The sequence below is a fragment of the Hymenobacter sp. 15J16-1T3B genome (assembly GCF_020711235.1).
Lineage (GTDB): Bacteria > Bacteroidota > Bacteroidia > Cytophagales > Hymenobacteraceae > Solirubrum.
In genome coordinates this window covers 294,365-313,288 of record NZ_JAJFAV010000003.1, presented here as the reverse complement: position 1 = coordinate 313,288, position 18,924 = coordinate 294,365, and the positions used below count along the sequence as shown (strand labels likewise).

Here is an 18,924-nt window from a genome sequence, read left to right as displayed (position 1 = left end):
GGTGAACCGGTGCTAGCCCAAGCTTCTTACTTGCCGTCGAAGCTCTGCACGATGCTGTTGTGCAGGGTCTTGGGGCTCCAGTAGCCCGAGGCGATGATGCGGCGGATGGTGAAAAGCGGGTCCTGCTGGTCGCGCTTTTCGGCCAGCACGAAGGCGGCCACCATGCCACGCTTCTTCAGCTCCGGAATGGCTTCGGGGTTCCAGAGGCCGAAGGGGTAGGCGAAGTAGTTGATTTTCTTGCCGGTAATTTCTTCCAGCGTCTTGGTGGGCTTCTCCACCTGCGTCACCCAATCCTGGCCCTGGTACTTCTTCACGTTGTGGTGGTCCCAGGTGTGCGAGCCGATGATGTTGCCCTCGTCGGAGAGCTGCTTCACCTGCGCCTTGCTCATGTAGTTGGGGCGGCCCAGCGACACGGTCATCACGAAGTATACGGCCTTGTAGCCGTACTTGTCGAGCGTGGGCTTGGCCACGGTGAACTGGTCGAGGTCGGTATCGTCGAAGGTGAGCATGACCGGCTTGCTCGGCAATTTGGCGCCGGTGGTCAGGTAGGCGTAGAGCTGGTCGGGCAGGATGGTGTGGTAGCCCGAGTCGGCCAGCATCTTGATCTGCTCCTTGAAGCGGTCCACCGGCACGATGTAATCCTTGGCGCCTTTGGAGTCCTTGGCGCGCCAGTCGCGAATCTGGTGGTAGCACAGAATGGGCACCTGCGGGCGGGCCAGAATGGCGGCGGCGTTGCCCACGGCCGAGGCCGGAATGGTGCTCGGGTCAGGTGCCGAGGTCGTGGCATCGGCCGGGGTAGCGGCTTTTTCCTCCGCCGCCGTGGCCGCCGCGCCCGACATGGCTTCGGCCGTGGCGTTGGCTGGCGCTTCGGATTCCGAAGCCGAAGCCTTTTCGGTGTTGCAGGATGACACGGCGAGGCCGGCGGCCAGGGCAGCGGTGCCTAGCAGGAGAGCAGAAAAACGTTGCGACATGCGGGGTAAGAAGCGGCCGGAGCGGCCTGAGGGAGGAATTCGAGCTAGCGGAACCGGCCAAAGCCTGACGCCTTCGTACCTTCGCCGGGCCGGTTCACCCTACAAAACTAACGGATTCGGCCCCTCATGCACAAACTTCACGGCACCGGCGTCGCCCTGGTTACGCCCTTCTCCCCCACCGACTTCTCCGTTGACTACCCGGCCCTGCGCCGCCTGCTCGATTTTGTCATCGACGGCGGGGTGGAATACCTCGTCATCAACGGCACCACGGCCGAGTCGCCGACCACCACCACGGAGGAAAAAGCGGAAATCCTGCGCGTGGCCAAGGAGCACGTGGCCGGCCGCGTGCCGCTGGTCTACGGCATCGGCGGCAACGACACGGCCGCCGTGGAGCGCACCATCCGCAGCACCGATCTGGCGGGCATTACGGCCATCCTGTCGGCCTCGCCCTACTACAACAAGCCCACGCAGCGCGGCATCGTGGCCCACTACCAGCGCCTGGCCGACGCGGCCCCGGTGCCGGTGCTGCTCTACAACGTGCCGGGCCGCACGGCTTCCAACATCACCGCCGAAACCACCCTCACGCTGGCCCAGCACCCGAACATCATCGGCACCAAGGAAGCCAGCGGCAACGTGGAGCAGTGCATGCAGATTGCCGCCGGCAAGCCCGCCGACTTCCTGCTCATCTCCGGCGACGACATGCTCACCACTCCGCTCATCTCGTTCGGCGGGGTGGGCATCATCTCGGTGCTGGCCAACGCCTTCCCGCGCAAGTTCTCGGACATGACCCGCCACGCGCTGGCCGGCAACTACCCAGCCGCCAGCCAACTGCTGTTCGAGCTGCTACCGCTGAACCCGCTGATGTACGAAGAGGCCAACCCCGTGGGCGTGAAAGCCGCCCTGGAGCTGCTGGACGTAATTCCCGGCGCCGTGCGCTTGCCGCTGCTGGAGGCCTCGGAAGGCCTGAAAGCGCGCATCAAGGCGCTGCTGTAAAAAGGCCGGTTGGCTTGTCGGCACGGCGCTGAGTTACTATTTGCTCACGTTTGGCCTGACTCAGCTGCCGTCAATCAACGCTAGGCCCCAGTTGCTTCGGTGGATACACCTGAGCGGCTGGGGCCTGGCGTTGCTGCAACTACTGGCGTTCCGCGTGGCCCGGCTCTCCTTACGCGGACAGTGGGCCGATGCGCTGCCCTTCGTCGCCGCCTGGTTGGCGGCGAGCATCTATTTTCTGCTGCGCCGCCAGTTGGGCTGGGCGGGCAAACTCTACTTCGGCGGCTGGTTTGTCTACCCGGCGGCCCTGGCCGGCGCCTACCTGTTGGACCGGGTTTTCTTCGCGCTGGTTTCTGTCCCGGTCTTTGCCCTGCTTGCTCAACCCGTCGAGTATTCCGACGCCCGTTGCGCGATTCGCCGTAGCGGGGGCTTGCTAAGCGCTATTCAGAGGGAGCTGATTACGCCCGTTGGTCCGCTGGAGCAGCACCAAGGCTATGCTCCCGGTGTGAACCAAGCCTATACGCGCCGTGCGCCTGCTGGCCACTGAGCAGTCGGATACCACCTATGTGCTGCTGACCACAATCGACTGGAAGGGAAAAGTCGGCTTTGCCCGCTAGCCTTGCTCATCCTCTGGCTGGCGGCGCCAGGCGGGGTGCCCAGCCGCCATCGAAGCGCGGGCCGCGGTTTACCCACCGTAATCCGTCCTTCGTTTAGCACTTCCCCTGATTCGGCGAGTAAACGAGCGGCCCGTTGCGGGGCGCCGCACCTTTGTATCACTCTCACAGGCCACACCGCTCAACCGCCGCCCGCATGAAACTCTCCGCCACGCCCTTCCACCCCACCTCCGGCCAGCTCCTCCCCGCCTACCGCGACGCCTACCTGCGCGGCGACCTGTCGGGTGCCAACACGGCCCTGGTGGACGCTTACCTGAAGGCCAACGCCCAGACGGCCGACGAGACCCTGCGCCGCTTTCACGAGCTGCAGAGCAAGGGCCACGCCGTGAAGCCCCTGGGCTGGGTGCAGCGGCAGTTCGACCTGATCCGCACCGAACCGGAGCGGTTCCGCCGCCGGGCGGCCGGGCTGGTGATGGGCGGGGCACTGCTGGGCAGCGCCGTCTTTGCCGGCAACCGCCTGCCCGTGGCCAAAGCCCCGGCGCTGGCCGGCGCCGACGCCGTAGCCGCCGAAGCCACCGCCCTGCGCACGGTGGCCGTCCGGGGCCGCATCCTCGACGAAAACGGCAAGCCGCTGGTGGGCGCAACCATCTGGCAAAAAGGCACCCGCAACGGCGTCAGCACTGATGCCAACGGTAACTACACCATGCGCATGCCCGCCGGTCAGCCGGCCACCCTGCAATACGGCTATGCCGGCTACGCCGAAGAAGAAATGACCGTCGTGGGCGGCCGCACAGAAAACGTGACGCTGGTACCCCGCGACACCGACGCAGCGCCGCAGAAAAAGCACCGCTTCCTGTTCTTCTAGCCCCGGCCCGCATCCTGCCTAGTTTGACGTTGCGCGGCGCCCGCAGTGGCTTAGGCGCAGCTTTCCCCCGATTTTTTTCCTCATTTTCCCTTGTATCATGGCTACTACGCCTAAAGAAGCTGTTCAGAACATCCTGAAGGAGCTGCCCTCCCTCGTTGCCGTTGCCGTTGTGGAAACCGAAACCGGCATGCCGCTGGCCCACCATTCCAACATGGCTTCGTTCGACGCCGAAACCGCCGCAGCTTACAACACGGAGGTTATCAAGCAGAAACTGAAGGCCATCCAGGCCCTGAAACTCAACCAAACGGTGCAGGACATCCTGCTCACGCTCACCGACCAGCTGCACCTGCTGAAGCTGTCGGCCGACGGCGGCAAGTTCATCTACCTGGCCGTCAACTCGGCCGACACCAACCTGGCCATGGCCCGCCAGGTACTGAAAGGCCAAGCCGCCGTGCTCAACTAAGCACCGCGCCGCCCACTGCCGCCCTTTCGCGGTAGGTATAGAACGCACAAGCCCCCAGCAAGTGGTTGCTGGGGGCTTGTGCGTTTACGCGGCCTGCTCTTGGCCCGGGTCGGCAGCTTCCCCTACCAGCCGCTGGCCAGCACGTCGGCCACGTGCAGGGTGCGCAGGGGCAGCCGTTCCTTGCGGATGTAGGCGTCCAGGTGCATCAGGCAGCTGGTGTCGGTGCTGACGAGGTACTCGGCGCCGGTGGCCAGAGCGTGCTCTACTTTCTGCTGGGCCATGGCCACCGAAATGGGCTCGAACTTCACGGCGAAGGTGCCGCCGAAGCCGCAGCAGGTTTCGGTTTCGGCCATTTCCAGGCGCTCCAGGCCGGCCACCGAGTCGAGCAACTGGCGCGGCTCTTCGCGAATCTGACACTCGCGCAGGGCCGAGCAGGAGTCGTGGTAGGTGTACTTGCCGGGCAGCTTGGCGCCGGGAATTTCCGTCACGCCCAGCACGCCCACCAAGAACTCGGTAAACTCGAACACCCGGCGCTGAATGGCCGGAAACTCCGCGCAGCGCGGCGAGTCTTCCAGCAGCTCGCCGTAGTGGTTGCGCACCATGCCCACACAGGAGGCCGAGGGACCTACCACGTAGCGCTCGGCCGGGCCGGCAAAGTCGGTGAGGAATTTCTCGGCCACCTGCTGGCTTTCCTTGCGGTAGCCGGCGTTGTAGGCGGGCTGCCCGCAGCAGGTCTGGGCGGGGTTGTAGTTCACCTGGCAGCCGACGGCCTCCAGCACCTTCACCATGTTCATGGCGGTGTCGGGGAAGAGCTGGTCGACAAAGCAGGGGATGAAAAGGTCAACGAGGGCGGCAGGCATAGTTACGGTTGATTGGAGCGGCCGTGGCCGACCACGTGGTGGCGCAGCACGGCCGCTTGCTCCGACGGCATAGCGGCGGGCGCGGGAAAAGTTACCGGGCGGCCGAGCAGCAGCCGGTCGATGAGAAAGGTCAGCGTCTGCTGGTCGGCAGCCGCGTCGGTGCTGGGGTACTCGGCCGGGTCGCGGCTCACCCAAAATGCGGCGGACGTGGCCTCGCCGTCCGCAGCGGGCGTCAGCGGCAGCTGGATCAGCTCGGCGGCGCTGAACTGGCGCGCATACTCGACCCGCTCCCGCTGCGCGGGCAGCGGCTGGGTTTTCCAAGACGTGGGCGTGGCGGCTTCCATAGCGGCAAGTTGCTAGTGCGCGAGGGTTTGGCCAAACACCTGCGCGCTCATGCGCTGGGCGGCGGCCAAGGCTTCCAGGTCTAGCCCAGTGGGTACGCCCTGCTCCTGCAGGTATTCCACCAAGTTTTCGGTGGCCATGTTGCCGGTCAGCTCGTCGGCGGCCATGGGGCAGCCGCCGATGCCGCCCAGGGCCCCGTCGAAGCGGCGGCAGCCGGCGCTGTAGGCCGCGTCCACCTTCTCGCGCCAGCTCGGCGGGGTGGTGTGCAGGTGGGCGCCAAATTCAATGTGCTGGAAGGCCGCCGTCAGCTCGCGGAAGGGCGGAATGATGGTTTCCGGGGTGGAGGCGCCGATGGTGTCGGACAGGGCCACGATGCGCACGCCCAGCGCGTCGAGCTTGCGGGTAAACTCGCCGAGCACTTCGGGGTTCCACGGGTCACCGTAGGGGTTGCCGAAGCCCATAGAGAGGTACACCACCAGTTCCTTGCCGCGCTGCTGGCAGAGGGTCTGCATTTGGGCCACTTCTGCCAGCGCCTCGCTGATGCTCTTGTTGGTGTTGCGCTGCTGAAACGTTTCCGACACCGACAGCGGGAAGCCCAGGTACTGAATTTCGGAGTAGCCCGCGGCGGTTTCGGCCCCGCGCAGGTTGGCCACGATGGCCAGCAGCTTGGTGCGGGTCTGGCTCAGGTCGAGGCCGGCCAGCACTTCGGCCGTGTCGCGCAGCTGCGGAATGGCCTTGGGCGAAACGAAGGAGCCGAAGTCCAGCGTGTCGAAGCCCACGCGCAGCAGCTGGTTGAGGTAGGCGGTTTTGGTTTCCGTCGGGATGAAGTCCGGCCAGCCTTGCATGGCGTCGCGGGGGCACTCGATGAGTTTCATGGGGAGCAGAAGCGGTGGGAATGGGCCGTAAAGGTAGCGGCCCCACCGACAACCGCCCGGCCCCGCCCGCGGTTAGCGCAGCACCCCGAACCGGCCGCCCGGCGCGTCGAGGATGATGGTGCGGCCGGCGAAGGGTTCGTTGCCCAACATGCCGGCCAGGCCCGACACGCGCGTCAGCAGCTGCTGCATCAGGTTCATGCCAGTCATGTAGCTCACGGTGCCCAGGGACAGCTCCGTCGCGCCCAGGCGCAGGGCCGCCGCGGTGGGGGCCGTGTGGGTAGTGAGCGTCTTGCCCCAGGAATTCACCGACGTGGTGCGCACCGGCGCGGCGGGCCGGCGCAGCTCCTGCCAGCGGCTCTGACTGGTGAGCAGGGCGAAGGCGCTGCTGCCGCTGTCGAACATCAGCGGGCCCGACTGCCCTGGCACCGTGGCGCTGAGCATCACGCGGCGGCTCTTCAGCTCCAGGGGCACAAAGTCGGCCCGCCCGGCCAGGCTGTCGGGCACGGCGGCGTAGAGGCTGAAGCGCCGGCGGAGGTAGTCGATGACGAGCACGCGGCCCTCCAACACGTCGGCGCCGAGCGTGCCGACGATGAAGGGGGCAGCAGTGTCGGCGGGCAGCGTGTGGGCGCCGTATTGGAGCACCGGCGCCCGACGCACCAGCATCCGGGCCCCGGCCAGCCGGAAGGCCAGGTTGCGGACGGTATCGGCCTGGGGCAGCAGGGCCGGGCCGGCGGCGGGGTACTGGGCGTGTAGGGCAGCCAGCGGGTGGGCGTAGAACACGGTGTAGGGCGCGCCGGTGTCGAATTGCAGGTAGCAAGTGCGGGCGCAGCCCGGCACCCGCACGGGCACCAGCTGGTGGGCGCGGCGGGCATTGGCGTCGGCTTGCCACACGAAGACGCCCTGGGCGGGCAGCCCGGTGACGCGGAGCTGGTTGGCCGGCGGAGCAAACTTCTGCTGCATGTAGAAGTAGCCGCCCAGGCCGCCGAGCACGAGCAGCAGCACAACGGAAAGGAGGATTTTGGCGAGGGTTTTCATGGGGCCGGGAGTTGGGCTGAAAGACTGGGTCAAACCTACCCGCTGCCCTCGCCCGGCCGTGCGTCATATTGCCGCCATTTCACCGCCATTTCCAACAACTAACTTATTACCAGCAATTTAACTATAAGCTAAACCGGTAAATATCCAGCTGGCCGCGCCGTAAGCGCAGGGCTTCGTAGCCTACCGCCAGCACGTTGAGCAGGTACGACACCACGAACACGCCGAGAAACGTCCCGGGAAACTTGGTGTGAAAGTACTTCGCCGCCACCCAGTTGATGAGCACCAGCACCAAGTAGGCCGCCGTGCTGCTGACCTGCCATAGCACTTGAAAGCCGAGCACCCGCCGGCCGACTTCGGCCACGTGCGCCGTATCGTGGCGGCGGGCGCGCCAGAGCAGCACGGGTAGGATGATATTGAGCAGCGGCAGCACCAGAAAGCTGAGCGCGCTCAGGTTGAGCAGCTGCAGAAACTGCGGGTCCTCACGCAGCGCGGGCGCACTGGCCAGCAGCCGGACGTGCGCCAGGGCCGCTTCGTCCTCGGCTGCGGGCCGCAGGGCGGGCACCTGGGCCGCCGTGGGCACCGTCAGCGGGCTGCTCCCTAGCTCGGCCGGCCCCGCCGGCGGGACCATGGCGCGTTCCGGCGCCGCGCGAAACTCGTCGAGGGTCACGCCCAGCGCGGCGGCCAGGGCCTGCAGGGTGTGGCCGCGCGGCACGGTGTCGCCCTGCTCCACCCGCTGAATGGTGCGCAAGCTCACGCCGGATTGCTCGGCCAGCATTTCCTGGGAAAGACCCCGGCTTTTGCGAATAGTCAGAATACGGTCGGGCGAAAACATAGCAATGACACGATAGGCAGACGCCAATATTACAGCTTCCGCCACGCTTGCGCCCCCGCCTCCGCCCCAGGGCGGCCGCCTTGGTGCCCTGGCCGACGGGGCCAGCACCGTCGGCGGCGGGGTTGTCGACCTGCTTCCCAAGCGGGCCTGGCTACCGGCGCGACGGCTTTCGGCCAATACTGCACCCCCCAAGCCGGCTCGGCAACTACCTGCTAATCAAGGGTCGCGTCCTGTCACGGCGGGGCCTCCCGCGGTACCGAACGTTGCGCCCCCTGCCGGTGTTCTGCCCTGGTATGCGCCAATTGACGACGACGCGCCGGCCGCTGGGCTGGCTTTTATCGATATTCCTGTTCTCCTTCTTCCTGGTTTCCTGCGGCAAGCAACAGACGCTGCAGGGCATTTTCAACCAGCCCCGCACCGCCCACGAGGCGTACGCCCGCCAACTCCGGCAGTCGGGCCTCGACCGCACGGCCCTGGGCCGCGACTGGCTGCTGGCCGCCGACCGTGCCTTGCAGGACTCTTTGGTGGTGACGTTGCCCTTCCGCGAAACCGGCATCTTCCGGGCCGAGCAGGCCTTTGCTGCGTCCTACCGCTACGCGGTGCGTGCGGGCGAAAAAATCAACATCAGCCTGACTGTGGAGCCGGCCACGGCCGATGTGCGCGTGTTTCTCGACGCTTTTGAACTGGACCCGACCTCGGCCGGCCGCCTGCGGCCCCTGGCCTCGGCCGATACTGCCACCCGCACCTTTAGCTACGTGGCCACCGACGACCAGCAGCACCTGCTGCGCGTGCAGCCCGAGCTGCTGCGCTCGGCCCGCTTCACCGTCCGCATTCAGCGTGCCCCCTCGCTGGCCTTCCCGGTGCAGGGCAAGAGCGACGCGGCGGCCGGCTCGTTTTGGGGCGCCGACCGCGACAACGGCGCCCGCCGCCACGAGGGCGTCGACATCTTTGCCGCCAAAGGCACGCCCGTGGTAGCGGCGGCGCCCGGCATGATTACCCGCGTCGGCGACACGCCCCGCGGCGGGCTGGTGGTGTGGCTCAGCGACACCCACGGCAACCACCTCTACTACGCCCACCTCTCGAAGCAGCTGGTCGGCCCCGGCACGCTGGTGAAAGCGGGCGACACCCTGGGCTTGGTGGGCAACACGGGCAACGCCCGCACCACCCCGCCGCACCTGCATTTCGGCGTGTACCGCGGTGGCCGCGGCGCCGTCGACCCTTACCCGTTTGTGCGCCGCGCCGACCGGGAGCCGGCCGCCCCGCGCACCCCGGCCGAGCGCCTGGGCCAGTGGGTGCGCTTGACGGGCAGCCGCACCGCCTTGCTAACCGCGCCCGTCGCGGCGAACGGCAAGCCGGCGGCCTTGCCCAAAAACGCCCCGTTGCTCGTGGTGGGCGCCACGACCGAGTGGCTGCGGGTACAAACGCCCGCCGGCCGCCTGGGCTACGTACCGGCCAAAGCGGTGGCCACGGAAGCCCTGCGCCGCGAAGCCCTGCCCGCGCCGGCCGACCTGCTGAGCTTGCCTACGGCTACGGCGGCCCCGCTGGACACGCTGCCCGCCCGCAGCCGCGTGGCCGTGCTCGGCGAATGGAGCGGCTACCGCCTGGTGCGCAACGCGGCCGGCCGCGTGGGCTGGGTCCGCAATGGCTAACCGGTAGCACGGCCGGCTCGCCTGCGCCTTACCCCTATTACAACAAAAGCCCATTCCTGCGCGGGAATGGGCTTTTGTTGTTGGCATGGCGTGGATCAGCAAGACCAGCACGGTTGCACCGTGGCCGTCAGCGCCCCACCAGCATTACTCCGCGACGATGACGGCTTTGTTGAGCTTTTTGGCGTAGGCAATGCGCTTTTCGCGGCCCGAGGCGTCGATGTAATCAAACCCGACGGCGCGGTTGTCGGCCTGCACGGCGCTCCAGCCTTCTGGGTCGCTGCCCTCCGGCGCGGTGGTGACGGTGCGCGGAATGGCGGGCGAGGTGAACTTGTCGTCGGCGAAGAAGCGGTTCATGCCCTGCAGAATGGCCAGCTCGCGGGTGCGCACCGAGGAGGCCTGCGGGTCGTTTTGCAGGCTGCGGTCATCGATCAGGGCTTTGGCCGGAATGACCTCGTTGCGCAGCGTGTCGCCTTTGGCCGAGATGATCAGGAAGCGGGCGTTGGCGTCGATGATTTTCGGGCCTTGCAGCAGCAGTACAAACTTGTCTTTGCTGCCGCGGTCGGAAAACGCGTGCTGGGTTTGCACGGTGCGCAGCACCGTGCGGCTGTTGAGGCGGCTGCGCTCGGCCTCCGGTTTGGGCGTGTACACGCGCTCGGGGTTACTCGACGTGCCTACCTCGCGGTCCGTCGTCACGCAGGACGACTGGGCCAGCAACAGCAGCAGCGCAGCGGGGAGCAATATGTGTTTCATGGGGAGTGGTGAGTCAGGGGGAGTACGCCGTATACGCAAGCGGCGGCAGCGGCGGGCAACGAGCCGCGAATATCGCAGCGGCAAGCTGTTTTGTTGCCCGGTACGCAAGGATATTGTCGTGGTTGCGCCCGGCCGCTTCAGAGCACACCGATTTCCAGGCCCACCGTCCAGCGCGGTAGCTCGGGCACGGCGGCGGCAACCGGCCCGCGGAAGGTGTCGCTGAGGCGGTAGCGGGCGGTAAGGGCCAGGCGCTGGCTGCCGAGGCGGGTCCCGGCCCCGTAGGTCCAGCGGCGCAGGTACGGCAGGCCGGTTTCGGTGGTTTTCACGCGTTTGGCGCGGCCGCTGTTGGGTTCGTCCTCGGTGCGGTGGGCGGTGGCGGCTACCCAGCCACCCCAGCCGCTCACGTCCAGGTAGCGGCCCACGGTGTTGCCCGCCCGGCCGAAGCGCAGGCGGGCCCAGCCTTCCAGGTCGGTGCGGTGCAGCAGCAGGGCCTCGCGGTGGTGCAGCAGCGGGTCGGGCAGCATTTTGTCGGCCTTTTGGGCCAGCCCGTAGCGCACAAATACGTAGCGCACATCGGCCCCCACGGCCAGCAGCGGGGTCAGCTGCAGCTTTTCGCGCAGGCCCAGCACGGTTTCGGCCGAGTTCCAAGGGCGCAGGTCGGCGCCGCGGCCGGCGGGCTGGCCCAGCACGGGCAGGTAGGCCAGGTACAGGTGCCGAAAGTGGCGGCGGTGCGGGCCGTAGGTCTGCCGGGCGGTATCGGCGGCCACGTCGGTGCTGAGCAGCGCCCGTTGGGCCCGGGCCGGCGCGGCCGGCAGCACCAGCAGCGCCCCGGCCAAGCCCAAGCCCGCCAGTGCCCTCCCCATTCTGCGCGGCGCGGGGTGCGCGTCCGGACGGGGCGCCTGGGGGTGGAGTGCTGACGGCAGGCTTCTCAATCTGCTCACGACTAGTAACGGCATACCACGCTAAGGCAAAGGTTTTTCGGCGGTGTAGCCGCGGTAGTGCACCCGCAGCACGTCGCCGGGCTGCCAGCTGCCGGCGGGCAAGCGCAGCACCGCCCGCTGCGACACTTCCAGCACCTCGTAGCGGCGCAGGCGGCCGCGGGCGTCGGCCAGGTGCCAATAGCAGTAATCGGGATACGGCAGCGGGAGCGGTAAGCCGGGCGCGGGCGACGGGGCGGGGCGGGCTGTGGAGCTTCGCTCGCGGCCCGGGCGCGGCACCGGCGGGGCATTGCGGCTGCTCTCGGCCAGGGTGCCGACGGCCGCCACCGAATCGGCAAACAGCGGCAGCGGGCGCAGCACCAGCGTGGCTTCGGGCCGCACCACGACCTGCACCGCCCCGGTTGTGGCCACGATATCAAGCGTGGGCGCCACCGGAGCCGGCGGGGCGGCGGTCAGGCAGCGGCCGGCCTGGGGCAGGCCGTAGCCGTGGGCGTAGTCGAAGTACGGGTAGAGCGTGCCCGAGTGCTCCAGCAGCCGAAACAGCTCCATGGCCTTCAACCCGCGGCGCTGCTGCCACACACAGGCGGCCAGGCCGGCTACGAGCGGGCTGGCGAAGGAAGTACCTTCCAGCTCCTGCACGTCGCCGCCGGGCGCGGCGGTCATCACCACTCCAAAAGCCGTCAGGTTGGGCTTGAGCCGGCCGCCCACGGCGGGGCCGCAGGAGCTGAAATCGGTGGTGAGCCAGGTGTCCGGGTCGAGGGCGCCCACGGCCAGCACCGAGTCGGCGTCGGCGGGCGTGCCCACCAGGCGCCACCGGTCGTCGTCGCCGTCGTTGCCGGCGGCGCACACCACCAGCATGCCCTTGCGGGCGGCCAGGTTGGCGGCGCGGGCCACCAGGCTGGTGCGGCCGTTCATCTGCTCGCGGAAGTAGCGGGTGTCGGTGTAGCCCAGCGACGAGTTGATGATGTCGGCGCCGAGGCGGTCGGCCCACTCGGCGGCGGCCAGCCAGGCTTCCTCCTCGCCGAAGGTTTCGCGGTGCAGGGCCTCGGTGCGGGCCAGCAGGTACTCGGCCTGCGGCGCAAGGCCCAGCGGAATGCCCTCGGACAAGCGGCCGGCCAGGCAAGCCAGCACCTCGGTGCCGTGCGACCCGCCGTGAAACGCGTCGGGGCGGCGGCGCATGAAGTCGTAGGTGGCCACGATGCGCTGGTCGCGCCGCAGCTGCGCCAGGGCCGGGTGCACGCCGGCGCCGCTGAAGCCCACGTCGAGCACGGCAATGCGCAGGCCGCGGCCGTCGAGGCCCTGGCGCCGCAGCACCTCCCCGCCGAGCGTGCGCGTCTGGCGCTGGGCCAGTTGCCGCTCCTCGGCCGTGAGGTGCGGGGTGCTGTCGGGCCAGGCGGCGCGGCGGAAGGCGGCCGGAGGGGCAGCGGGCTGCCGCCGGCTCGCCGCCTGCAGCGGCCGGGCCGGCATGGCTTCGACGGCCCGGACGCCGGGCAACTGCCGCAGCGCCGCCACCTGGGCGGGCGTGGCCCAGCACGCCACGGCGTTGAACCAGCGGCTGGTACCCGTCACCGAGTCGACGGCGGCGTGCACCTGGCGCAGGTAATCGAGGCGCAGCGGAAAGTCGGTGGAATCGGCGGCGGGCAGATGCTGGCGGCGGCGGCGGGCCCGGGCCTGGGGGCTGAAGTAGGTGGCCGCATCGAACGCCACGCCGTGCTTGTCGCGCAGAAACACCCAGCATTTGACCGGGGCCGCGCCGGGCGGCGCACTCGGCACCGGCCGGGGCGCGGCCGGGCACCACGGCAGCGCGGCCACGGCCACGGCCAGCAAACCAGCAAACATCAGGCGAATCAGCACCGGGAACGGGGAAAGAGAAACGGGGCCGAAAATACGGCGGAAAAGGCCGCGCTGCTACTCCCCGGCCGCGGCGGGCCAAAACTTCCGGCGCCGGCCCTGCGTAACCCGGCGCATCCCCAGCCCGCCGCGGGCTGTTTTCCGACCTTACCACGCCTTACTATGCACCTTCCCGTTTCGCGCGGCCTCGTGGCCGCTTCGCTGCTGGCCGCCCTCGTCGCGCCCGGCTGCGTGTCGCAGAAAAAATACACCGCCCTGCAGCAGCAAAACGCCGACCTGACCAAGTCGCGCGACCAGCTGCAGGTGGAGAAAACCGCCCTGCAGCAGGACAAAGCCCGCACCGAAGAAGAGCTGCGCCAGCGCCTGGCCTCGCGCAGCCAGCAGGTCAACCAGCTGAACCAGAACCTAAGCGGGGCCGAGGCGCAGAACGCCCAGCTCTCGACCGACCTCAAAGACCGGGAGCAGCGCCTGGCCGAGCTGCAGAAAAAGCTCGTGGAAAAAGACCAAGCCGTGCAGGCCCTGCGCAAGCGCGTGGCCGACGCCCTGCTGGGCTTCAACGCCCAAGACCTGCAAGTGAACCTGCGCAACGGCAAGGTGTACGTGTCGCTGTCGGAGCAACTGCTCTTCAAGTCGGGCTCGACCAAAGTGGACCCGCGCGGGCAGGAAGCGCTGCGCAAGCTGGCCGCGGCCCTCAAGGGCAACCAGGACGTGAACGTGCTGGTGGAAGGCCACACCGACAACGTGCCCATTGCCCGGGGCACGGCCGGCATGAAGGACAACTGGGACTTGTCAGTGCTGCGCGCCACCGAAATTACCCGCATCCTCACCGAAGCCGGCATGGCGCCGGGGCAGGTGACGCCCTCGGGCCGCTCGGAGTATATGCCCGTGGCCCAAAACGACTCGCCGCAGAACAAGGCCTTGAACCGCCGCACCGAAATCATCCTCACGCCCAAGCTCGACGAGCTGTTTCAGATTCTGGAACAGAACTAGTTGCGTCCCGCTCGCACAACCTAAGTATTGGCTCGGCAGCTTCGGCAGCCGAGCCTTTTTTGGCGTTGCCTCTGCCCTGTTGTCTTGTTTCGTTGCAATAAACAGGAGCCGTTGTTGCAAATTTTTCAGTTCGTCCGGCCACCCGAACTGCTTGGCGCACCCCCAATTTTCCTTTATTTGTAATTGCCCACGCGTCGTGGCCGGTGCAGTTGGTGCTGGTTAGGCGTGCGGGCGCCGGTTTTCGGCTGCTTGCTTGTGCTCCTCCCCGCCTCTGCTTTCCCACCTACATGCTTCGCCTTGCTTCGGTAGTTATAGTTAGCAGCCTGTGGCTGCTCACGTCCTCTTGTGGTCGTAAGGAAGACCCCGCCCCGGAATTGGAAGGCCGCTGGGATGCCACCCGGGCCTCGGTCGACCACTACGATTTCTACAACCACAGCACCACGCACAACGACTATTCGTACCAGCCCGGGGAGCAATACCTCGTGTTCAACGGCCTGCAGTGCGAGGAGCACCAATCCATTCAAGGCGTGCCACCCATGACCGTGTTTGCCTATTCGCGGCAAGGGGACACGTTGGTATTTACCAACCCCACCATCAGCGCCTCGCTGCAGAAGCGGGCCATTCTGGAGCACACCAAGACTACCCTGCGCCTGCGCTACAAAATTGTGCTGGGCACCAGCGGGCACAGCTTCCTCAACGAGGTAACCTACACCCGCCCCTAGCCGCCCAGCGCGAGTTCCTGCACCGGCTGCCACTGCCGGCCGTCGTGGCGAAACAGCACCAGCCCGGTGACGGCAAACGAGGCCTGGTAGCGGCGGGCGGCAAAATCAGCCTTGAGCGCGGGCACCTGGGCCGGCGGCAGGTCGCGGGTGGCCAGGGTCATGTGCGGGGTGAAAGGGCGCGTTTCGCGCGGCACTTCGGGCAGGGCGGCGCGGCAGCGGGCCGCCAGGGCCGCGTGCAGCTGCTGCAGGGCCTCGGCCGGCTCAACGCGCACGAACAGGGTGCGGTTGCCGAACCAGGCAAAGTCCTGCAGCCCGGCTTCCACCGGCGGCTGCGCGGCGGCAAACGCGGCCAATACCGGCCGGGCCCGCGGCTCGAACGCGGCCGGCGCGAGGCGAAACGGCGGAATCAGGGTGATGTGCGGGGGCAGGCGCACGGCGTTGCGCGAGCCGGTGAGGCGGTGCACTTCCTGCTTCAAGGCCCACACGTCGGAATAGACGGGCTCGGGCGGCAGGGTGGCCAGCAGGTATAAGGCGGGCTGAGCGTCGTTCACACTGCTAACAAACGCAAAGTCGGGGCAGTCGGATCGCTATGTAGTTACGGTCGGGAGTCCGGCTGCGGCTTGCCCAATGCCAGCCCGTGCGGCAGCGCGCACCGGGGTAGAAAAGCAGCTTGCACTATTTTTACAAACTCATTCATCAAAATTTGACAAGAGATGAAGCCGCTTTTCGCCTTTCTTTTTCTGCTGGTTGGTGCGCACTTGGCGCAAGCACAAGATACCCCTGATTCCCTGATCGATAAGTTCTTTAAGGAGTACGCCAAGACACCCGTGCAAGCGGTGGAAAACTTGTACATGACCAACCCTTGGACGGGACGCAACAAAGACGCTATTGAGAATCTAAAGAGTGGCGTGAGTAAGCTAACCCCGGAATTCGTTGGCAAATTTTACGGATACGAGCCCATCGTCCAAAAGCAGGTAGCCACCAGCTTCGTGCTACGCTCTTACTTGGTCAAATACGACCGGCAGCCTCTGCGCTTTACGTTCCAGTTCTACAAAGCCAATGACAAGTGGTTTCTTTATGCCTTTAAGTTCGACACGAACTTAGACGACGAAGTTGAAGAGGCTGCGAAGTTGAACTACCAGCTCTCCACTAATTAAAGCTCTGCTACTCGTTTTCTGGTGGTTGAAAACAATCGGGCCGCCCACTTACAAAGTGGGCGGCCCGCTCTTTTTACCGGCACGTTCAATTAGGCCTACTACAGCCCGTACTTGCTCAGCAGGTAAATCAGCGAGGCCATGCCGGCACCGCCCAGCTCCAGCTCGCGGCGGTGCACCTTGTCGAAAGTGTCGGCGGCGGTGTGGTGGATGTCGAAGTAGCGCTGGGAGTCGCAGTCGTAGCCAATCAGAGCCTGGGCCTGCCCCTTGAGCGGGCCGATGTCGGTGCCGCCGTGGCCGGGGGCAATATCGCCGGCGTGGTAGGGCGCCAGCAGCGGGCGCCACTGCTGCAACTTGGCCACCACGGCGGGCGAGCCTTCGACCCCGAAGCCGCGGGGCGTGAAGCCCCCGCCGTCGGACTCGATGGCGGCCAGGTGCTTTTCGCCCGCGGCCTTGGCCAGTTCGGCGTACTTGGTGCCGCCGCGGTTGCCGTTTTCCTCGTTCATGAAGAGCACGGCCCGCACCGTGCGCTCGGGGCGCAGGCCGCTGGCCAGCAGCAGGCGCAGCGCTTCCATGCTCTGCACGCAGCCGGTGCCGTCGTCGTGGGCGCCCTGGGCCAGGTCCCAAGAGTCGAGGTGGCCGCCGACGGTGATGATTTCGTCGGGGAATTTCGAGCCCTTGATTTCGCCCACCACGTTGTAGGATTTCACGTCGGGCAGGGTCTGGCAGGCCATTTCAAGCTCAAATTCCAGGTCCTTGTCCTGCTTGAGGGCGGCGCTGAGGCGGTCGGCGGCCAGGGTGCTGAGGGCGGCGGCGGGCACCTTGGTCACCTGGTCGTCGTAGCGGGTGGTGCCAGTGTGCGGGAAGTCGTCCTTGGCCGAGGTCATGGAACGCACCAAAGCGCCCACGGCCCCGCGCTTGGCGGCCTCCACCGGGCCGCGGCCGCGCTGGTCCACGGCCCCGCCGTAGGCCGCGCCGGGCTCGATGAGCTTATCGTCGAAGGCGCGGTTGAAGAACACGAAGCGGCCCTTCACCTGGTCGGCGGGCAGTTTGGCCAGCTCGTCCCAGCTGCGCACCTCCACCACTTTGGCTTTGAGCTTGCCGCCGGTGCCGACGGAGCCGCCCAGCGCGCACACGGCCACGTCCTGGTTTTTGCCCTTGCCGGCCTTAAACGACGCCTTTTCCTTGGCCCCGCGCACCCAGTGCGGCACCATCACCTCCTGCAAGTACACGCGGTCGAAGCCCAGCTTTTCCATGGTTTGCTTGCCCCACTGTACGGCCTGCTCGGCCTGGGGCGAGCCGCTCAGGCGGGCGCCGATGTGCTGGCAGAGGTAGCGCAGGTTGTCGTAGCTCTGCCCGCGCAGCAGGGCCTCGTCGTAGATTTTGCGCAGGTTGAGCGAGTCGGTTTTGGCGGCGGTTTGGGCCTGGGCGGGCACGGTCAGCGCGGCGGCAAGTAGCAGGCCGGCCGCGGCGGAGCGAAGGTGGTGGAGCATGAAAGCAGAGCAAAAAGTAGACGCCCAAGCGGGCGGAGCAGTCACTGACGCGGGCGCAGCCGGGGAGTTGCGCCGCGGCCCGCGAGTCGCGAAGAAAACAAACCCGCCGCATTTATTGGCACTGCCGGGCCGCGTCGAGCACCAGCGGCACGGCCTGCCAGCTGAAATTGCTGACGGTGTAGGGCGCCGGGCTCTGGGCCGTGGCGCCGGCCGCCACGGGTTGCACGCTCACGCGGCCCTCGCCGACCTGCAGCTTGTCGGCGGTGGGCGTGGCGCACTCGTTTAGGCCGTCGGGACGGGCTTGCAGCAGGCGGAACTCGCGGCTATCGACCGTGCCGAGCAGTCCGCCGGTCAGGGCCACCACCCGGTCGGGGCCGGTGGGCACCAGTTCGAGCCGCTCGGCGTTGAGGCCGCCGGCGTAGGGCTCGGCCAGCAGCACGTGGCCGGGGTCATTGCTTTGGCCATCGGCCGTGAGCTGGTAGAGGTAGCGCGTAATCATGGTGGCGCCCGGCGCGTTGGGCCAGGCGCTCAGGGCCAGCAGCCAAGTGCCCGCGGCGGTGCGCTCCACGTTCACCAGGTGCTGGGTTTGGAAGGGCGCCACGTTCAGGCCCGGAATCTGATAGACTTTGCTGCTGACCTGGTCGCCGTTGGCGGCATAGGTGGTCAGGCAGGCGCCGGCCGACGTGCCCCAGCCCGTCAGGCATCCGCCGTTGGGCAGGGCGCGCAGCACCACCGTGCGCATGGTAAAGCTCATGGGCGGAGGCGAGCTGGTCAGCAACTGGGCCCGCTCCAGGGCGCCGGTGGCCGCTATTTTCAGCAGCGTAAACGGCCCGCCCATGGAGGTGCAGCCCAGTACCCAGGCGCCGCCGTCGGCGGTAGCGGCCACGACGGGCAGCTCCAGGCCAATGGGCAGCGTGTACCGGTTTGCCCACTGGGCCGCCCCCTGGGCATTGAGCTTGAGCAGCAACAGCTGCGCTTGCAGTCCGCTCGGCTCAAACGCGACCAAACAGCCGCCGTCGGCCGTCGGCACCGGGGCCCGCCGCACCAGCGGCCACGCCGTGGGGCCGAAGGACAGCCGCTGCAGCGCGCCGGCCGTTGGGTTGTCGGGCACTACCCCGGCCAGGACGTCGCCGTTTTCCAGGCTTGCCGCCAGCCAGCCCCCGCCGGCCGGGCGCGTGTTGAACGCAACCAACGAGAGCGGGCCGAGACCGAGGTAGCGGGCCCATTGCGGCTGGCCCGCGGGCGAGTAGCACGCCAGGCCGAGGCCGTCGAAACGGGCGCTGGCGCCGGGCGTGCCGTAGGCCTGAAAGCCCAGCCACAGGTTGCCGTCGGCGGCCGCGCCCATGCCCACGGGAAAATCGACGTACGGCGCCCGCGCGTTGGGGGAAGTCAGTTTCAGGTGGTAGCCAATGCCGGCGCCGGGGTTGACGGGCGCGGCGGGCTGCTTTTTCTCGCACCCCAGCAGGGCCACTAACAGCACGGTAGCAATACGGGAATAATTCATCGGCTTAAAAGTACGCCGCCGCAGAC

General features: G+C 67.4%; 20 protein-coding genes. 8 read left to right on the top strand and 12 right to left on the bottom strand.

Annotated features, from left to right (window positions below):
• Positions 1–26: 26 nt before the first annotated feature.
• Positions 27–971, bottom strand: coding sequence for a polysaccharide deacetylase family protein (locus LJ737_RS07275; protein WP_227764183.1), 945 nt, complete (start codon positions 969–971; stop codon positions 27–29).
• A 126-nt stretch (positions 972–1,097) separates the two neighbouring features.
• Between LJ737_RS07275 and dapA the strand changes: the two genes are divergently transcribed.
• The 4 genes from dapA to LJ737_RS07255 all read left to right on the top strand — a co-directional run bounded on the left by dapA (position 1,098) and on the right by LJ737_RS07255 (position 3,903).
• On the top strand, positions 1,098–1,964 hold the full coding sequence (gene dapA / locus LJ737_RS07270; RefSeq protein WP_227764182.1) for a 4-hydroxy-tetrahydrodipicolinate synthase: 867 nt from the start codon (positions 1,098–1,100) through the stop codon (positions 1,962–1,964).
• A gap of 40 nt (positions 1,965–2,004) precedes the next feature.
• Complete coding sequence (locus LJ737_RS07265) at positions 2,005–2,508, top strand: hypothetical protein (RefSeq protein WP_227764181.1); 504 nt, start codon at positions 2,005–2,007, stop codon at positions 2,506–2,508.
• Positions 2,509–2,771: 263 nt separating this feature from the next.
• Complete coding sequence (locus LJ737_RS07260) at positions 2,772–3,440, top strand: carboxypeptidase-like regulatory domain-containing protein (protein WP_227764179.1); 669 nt, start codon at positions 2,772–2,774, stop codon at positions 3,438–3,440.
• 97 nt (positions 3,441–3,537) lie between these two features.
• A complete protein-coding gene (locus tag LJ737_RS07255) occupies positions 3,538–3,903 on the top strand; it encodes a hypothetical protein (RefSeq protein ID WP_227764176.1) in 366 nt (121 codons plus the stop codon).
• A gap of 122 nt (positions 3,904–4,025) precedes the next feature.
• On the opposite strand, the gene LJ737_RS07250 is transcribed toward LJ737_RS07255, so the two are convergent.
• The 5 genes from LJ737_RS07250 to LJ737_RS07230 all read right to left on the bottom strand — a co-directional run bounded on the left by LJ737_RS07250 (position 4,026) and on the right by LJ737_RS07230 (position 7,847).
• A complete protein-coding gene (locus LJ737_RS07250; protein WP_227764174.1) occupies positions 4,026–4,763 on the bottom strand; it encodes a (Fe-S)-binding protein in 738 nt (245 codons plus the stop codon).
• Positions 4,764–4,765: 2 nt separating this feature from the next.
• Positions 4,766–5,107 (bottom strand): hypothetical protein, encoded by a 342-nt coding sequence (locus LJ737_RS07245; protein WP_227764171.1) that lies wholly within the window; start codon positions 5,105–5,107, stop codon positions 4,766–4,768.
• Between the two features lie 12 nt (positions 5,108–5,119).
• Positions 5,120–5,980: a hydroxymethylglutaryl-CoA lyase gene (locus tag LJ737_RS07240; protein ID WP_227764169.1), complete on the bottom strand. Its 861-nt coding sequence runs from the start codon at positions 5,978–5,980 to the stop codon at positions 5,120–5,122.
• Positions 5,981–6,052: 72 nt separating this feature from the next.
• Positions 6,053–7,015 (bottom strand): hypothetical protein, encoded by a 963-nt coding sequence (locus tag LJ737_RS07235; RefSeq protein WP_227764167.1) that lies wholly within the window; start codon positions 7,013–7,015, stop codon positions 6,053–6,055.
• Between the two features lie 121 nt (positions 7,016–7,136).
• Positions 7,137–7,847 carry a helix-turn-helix domain-containing protein gene (locus tag LJ737_RS07230; RefSeq protein ID WP_227764165.1) on the bottom strand — a complete coding sequence of 237 codons (711 nt, stop codon included), beginning with the start codon at positions 7,845–7,847 and terminating at the stop codon, positions 7,137–7,139.
• 293 nt (positions 7,848–8,140) lie between these two features.
• Here LJ737_RS07230 and LJ737_RS07225 point away from each other — a divergent pair, with 293 nt between their 5' ends.
• The gene (locus tag LJ737_RS07225; RefSeq protein ID WP_227764163.1) at positions 8,141–9,496 is read left to right on the top strand and encodes a M23 family metallopeptidase; all 1,356 of its coding nucleotides are present in this window, start codon (positions 8,141–8,143) and stop codon (positions 9,494–9,496) included.
• Between the two features lie 144 nt (positions 9,497–9,640).
• Here LJ737_RS07225 and LJ737_RS07220 read toward each other — a convergent pair whose 3' ends face one another.
• From LJ737_RS07220 to LJ737_RS07210, 3 genes are all read right to left on the bottom strand, one after another.
• Positions 9,641–10,246: a hypothetical protein gene (locus LJ737_RS07220; protein WP_227764161.1), complete on the bottom strand. Its 606-nt coding sequence runs from the start codon at positions 10,244–10,246 to the stop codon at positions 9,641–9,643.
• Between the two features lie 137 nt (positions 10,247–10,383).
• Positions 10,384–11,109 (bottom strand): hypothetical protein, encoded by a 726-nt coding sequence (locus LJ737_RS07215; protein ID WP_227764159.1) that lies wholly within the window; start codon positions 11,107–11,109, stop codon positions 10,384–10,386.
• A gap of 99 nt (positions 11,110–11,208) precedes the next feature.
• Entirely contained in the window at positions 11,209–13,038 is a 1,830-nt protein-coding gene (locus tag LJ737_RS07210) for a S8 family serine peptidase (RefSeq protein WP_227764157.1), read from the bottom strand.
• 159 nt (positions 13,039–13,197) lie between these two features.
• Between LJ737_RS07210 and LJ737_RS07205 the strand changes: the two genes are divergently transcribed.
• On the top strand, positions 13,198–14,025 hold the full coding sequence (locus tag LJ737_RS07205; protein ID WP_227764156.1) for an OmpA/MotB family protein: 828 nt from the start codon (positions 13,198–13,200) through the stop codon (positions 14,023–14,025).
• A gap of 287 nt (positions 14,026–14,312) precedes the next feature.
• Complete coding sequence (locus tag LJ737_RS07200; RefSeq protein ID WP_227764154.1) at positions 14,313–14,747, top strand: hypothetical protein; 435 nt, start codon at positions 14,313–14,315, stop codon at positions 14,745–14,747.
• Here LJ737_RS07200 and LJ737_RS07195 read toward each other — a convergent pair.
• Positions 14,744–15,298, bottom strand: coding sequence for a 2'-5' RNA ligase family protein (locus LJ737_RS07195; RefSeq protein ID WP_227764150.1), 555 nt, complete (start codon positions 15,296–15,298; stop codon positions 14,744–14,746). The two genes, LJ737_RS07200 and LJ737_RS07195, sit on opposite strands and share 4 nt — an antisense overlap.
• 162 nt (positions 15,299–15,460) lie before the next feature.
• Here LJ737_RS07195 and LJ737_RS07190 point away from each other — a divergent pair, with 162 nt between their 5' ends.
• Positions 15,461–15,904: a hypothetical protein gene (locus tag LJ737_RS07190; RefSeq protein ID WP_227764148.1), complete on the top strand. Its 444-nt coding sequence runs from the start codon at positions 15,461–15,463 to the stop codon at positions 15,902–15,904.
• Between the two features lie 98 nt (positions 15,905–16,002).
• On the opposite strand, the gene LJ737_RS07185 is transcribed toward LJ737_RS07190, so the two are convergent.
• Together LJ737_RS07185 and LJ737_RS07180 are read right to left on the bottom strand one after the other, a co-directional pair.
• Positions 16,003–17,394 (bottom strand): M20/M25/M40 family metallo-hydrolase, encoded by a 1,392-nt coding sequence (locus LJ737_RS07185; protein ID WP_227764146.1) that lies wholly within the window; start codon positions 17,392–17,394, stop codon positions 16,003–16,005.
• Between the two features lie 112 nt (positions 17,395–17,506).
• On the bottom strand, positions 17,507–18,898 hold the full coding sequence (locus LJ737_RS07180) for a hypothetical protein (RefSeq protein ID WP_227764144.1): 1,392 nt from the start codon (positions 18,896–18,898) through the stop codon (positions 17,507–17,509).
• Between the last annotated feature and the right edge of the window lie 26 nt (positions 18,899–18,924).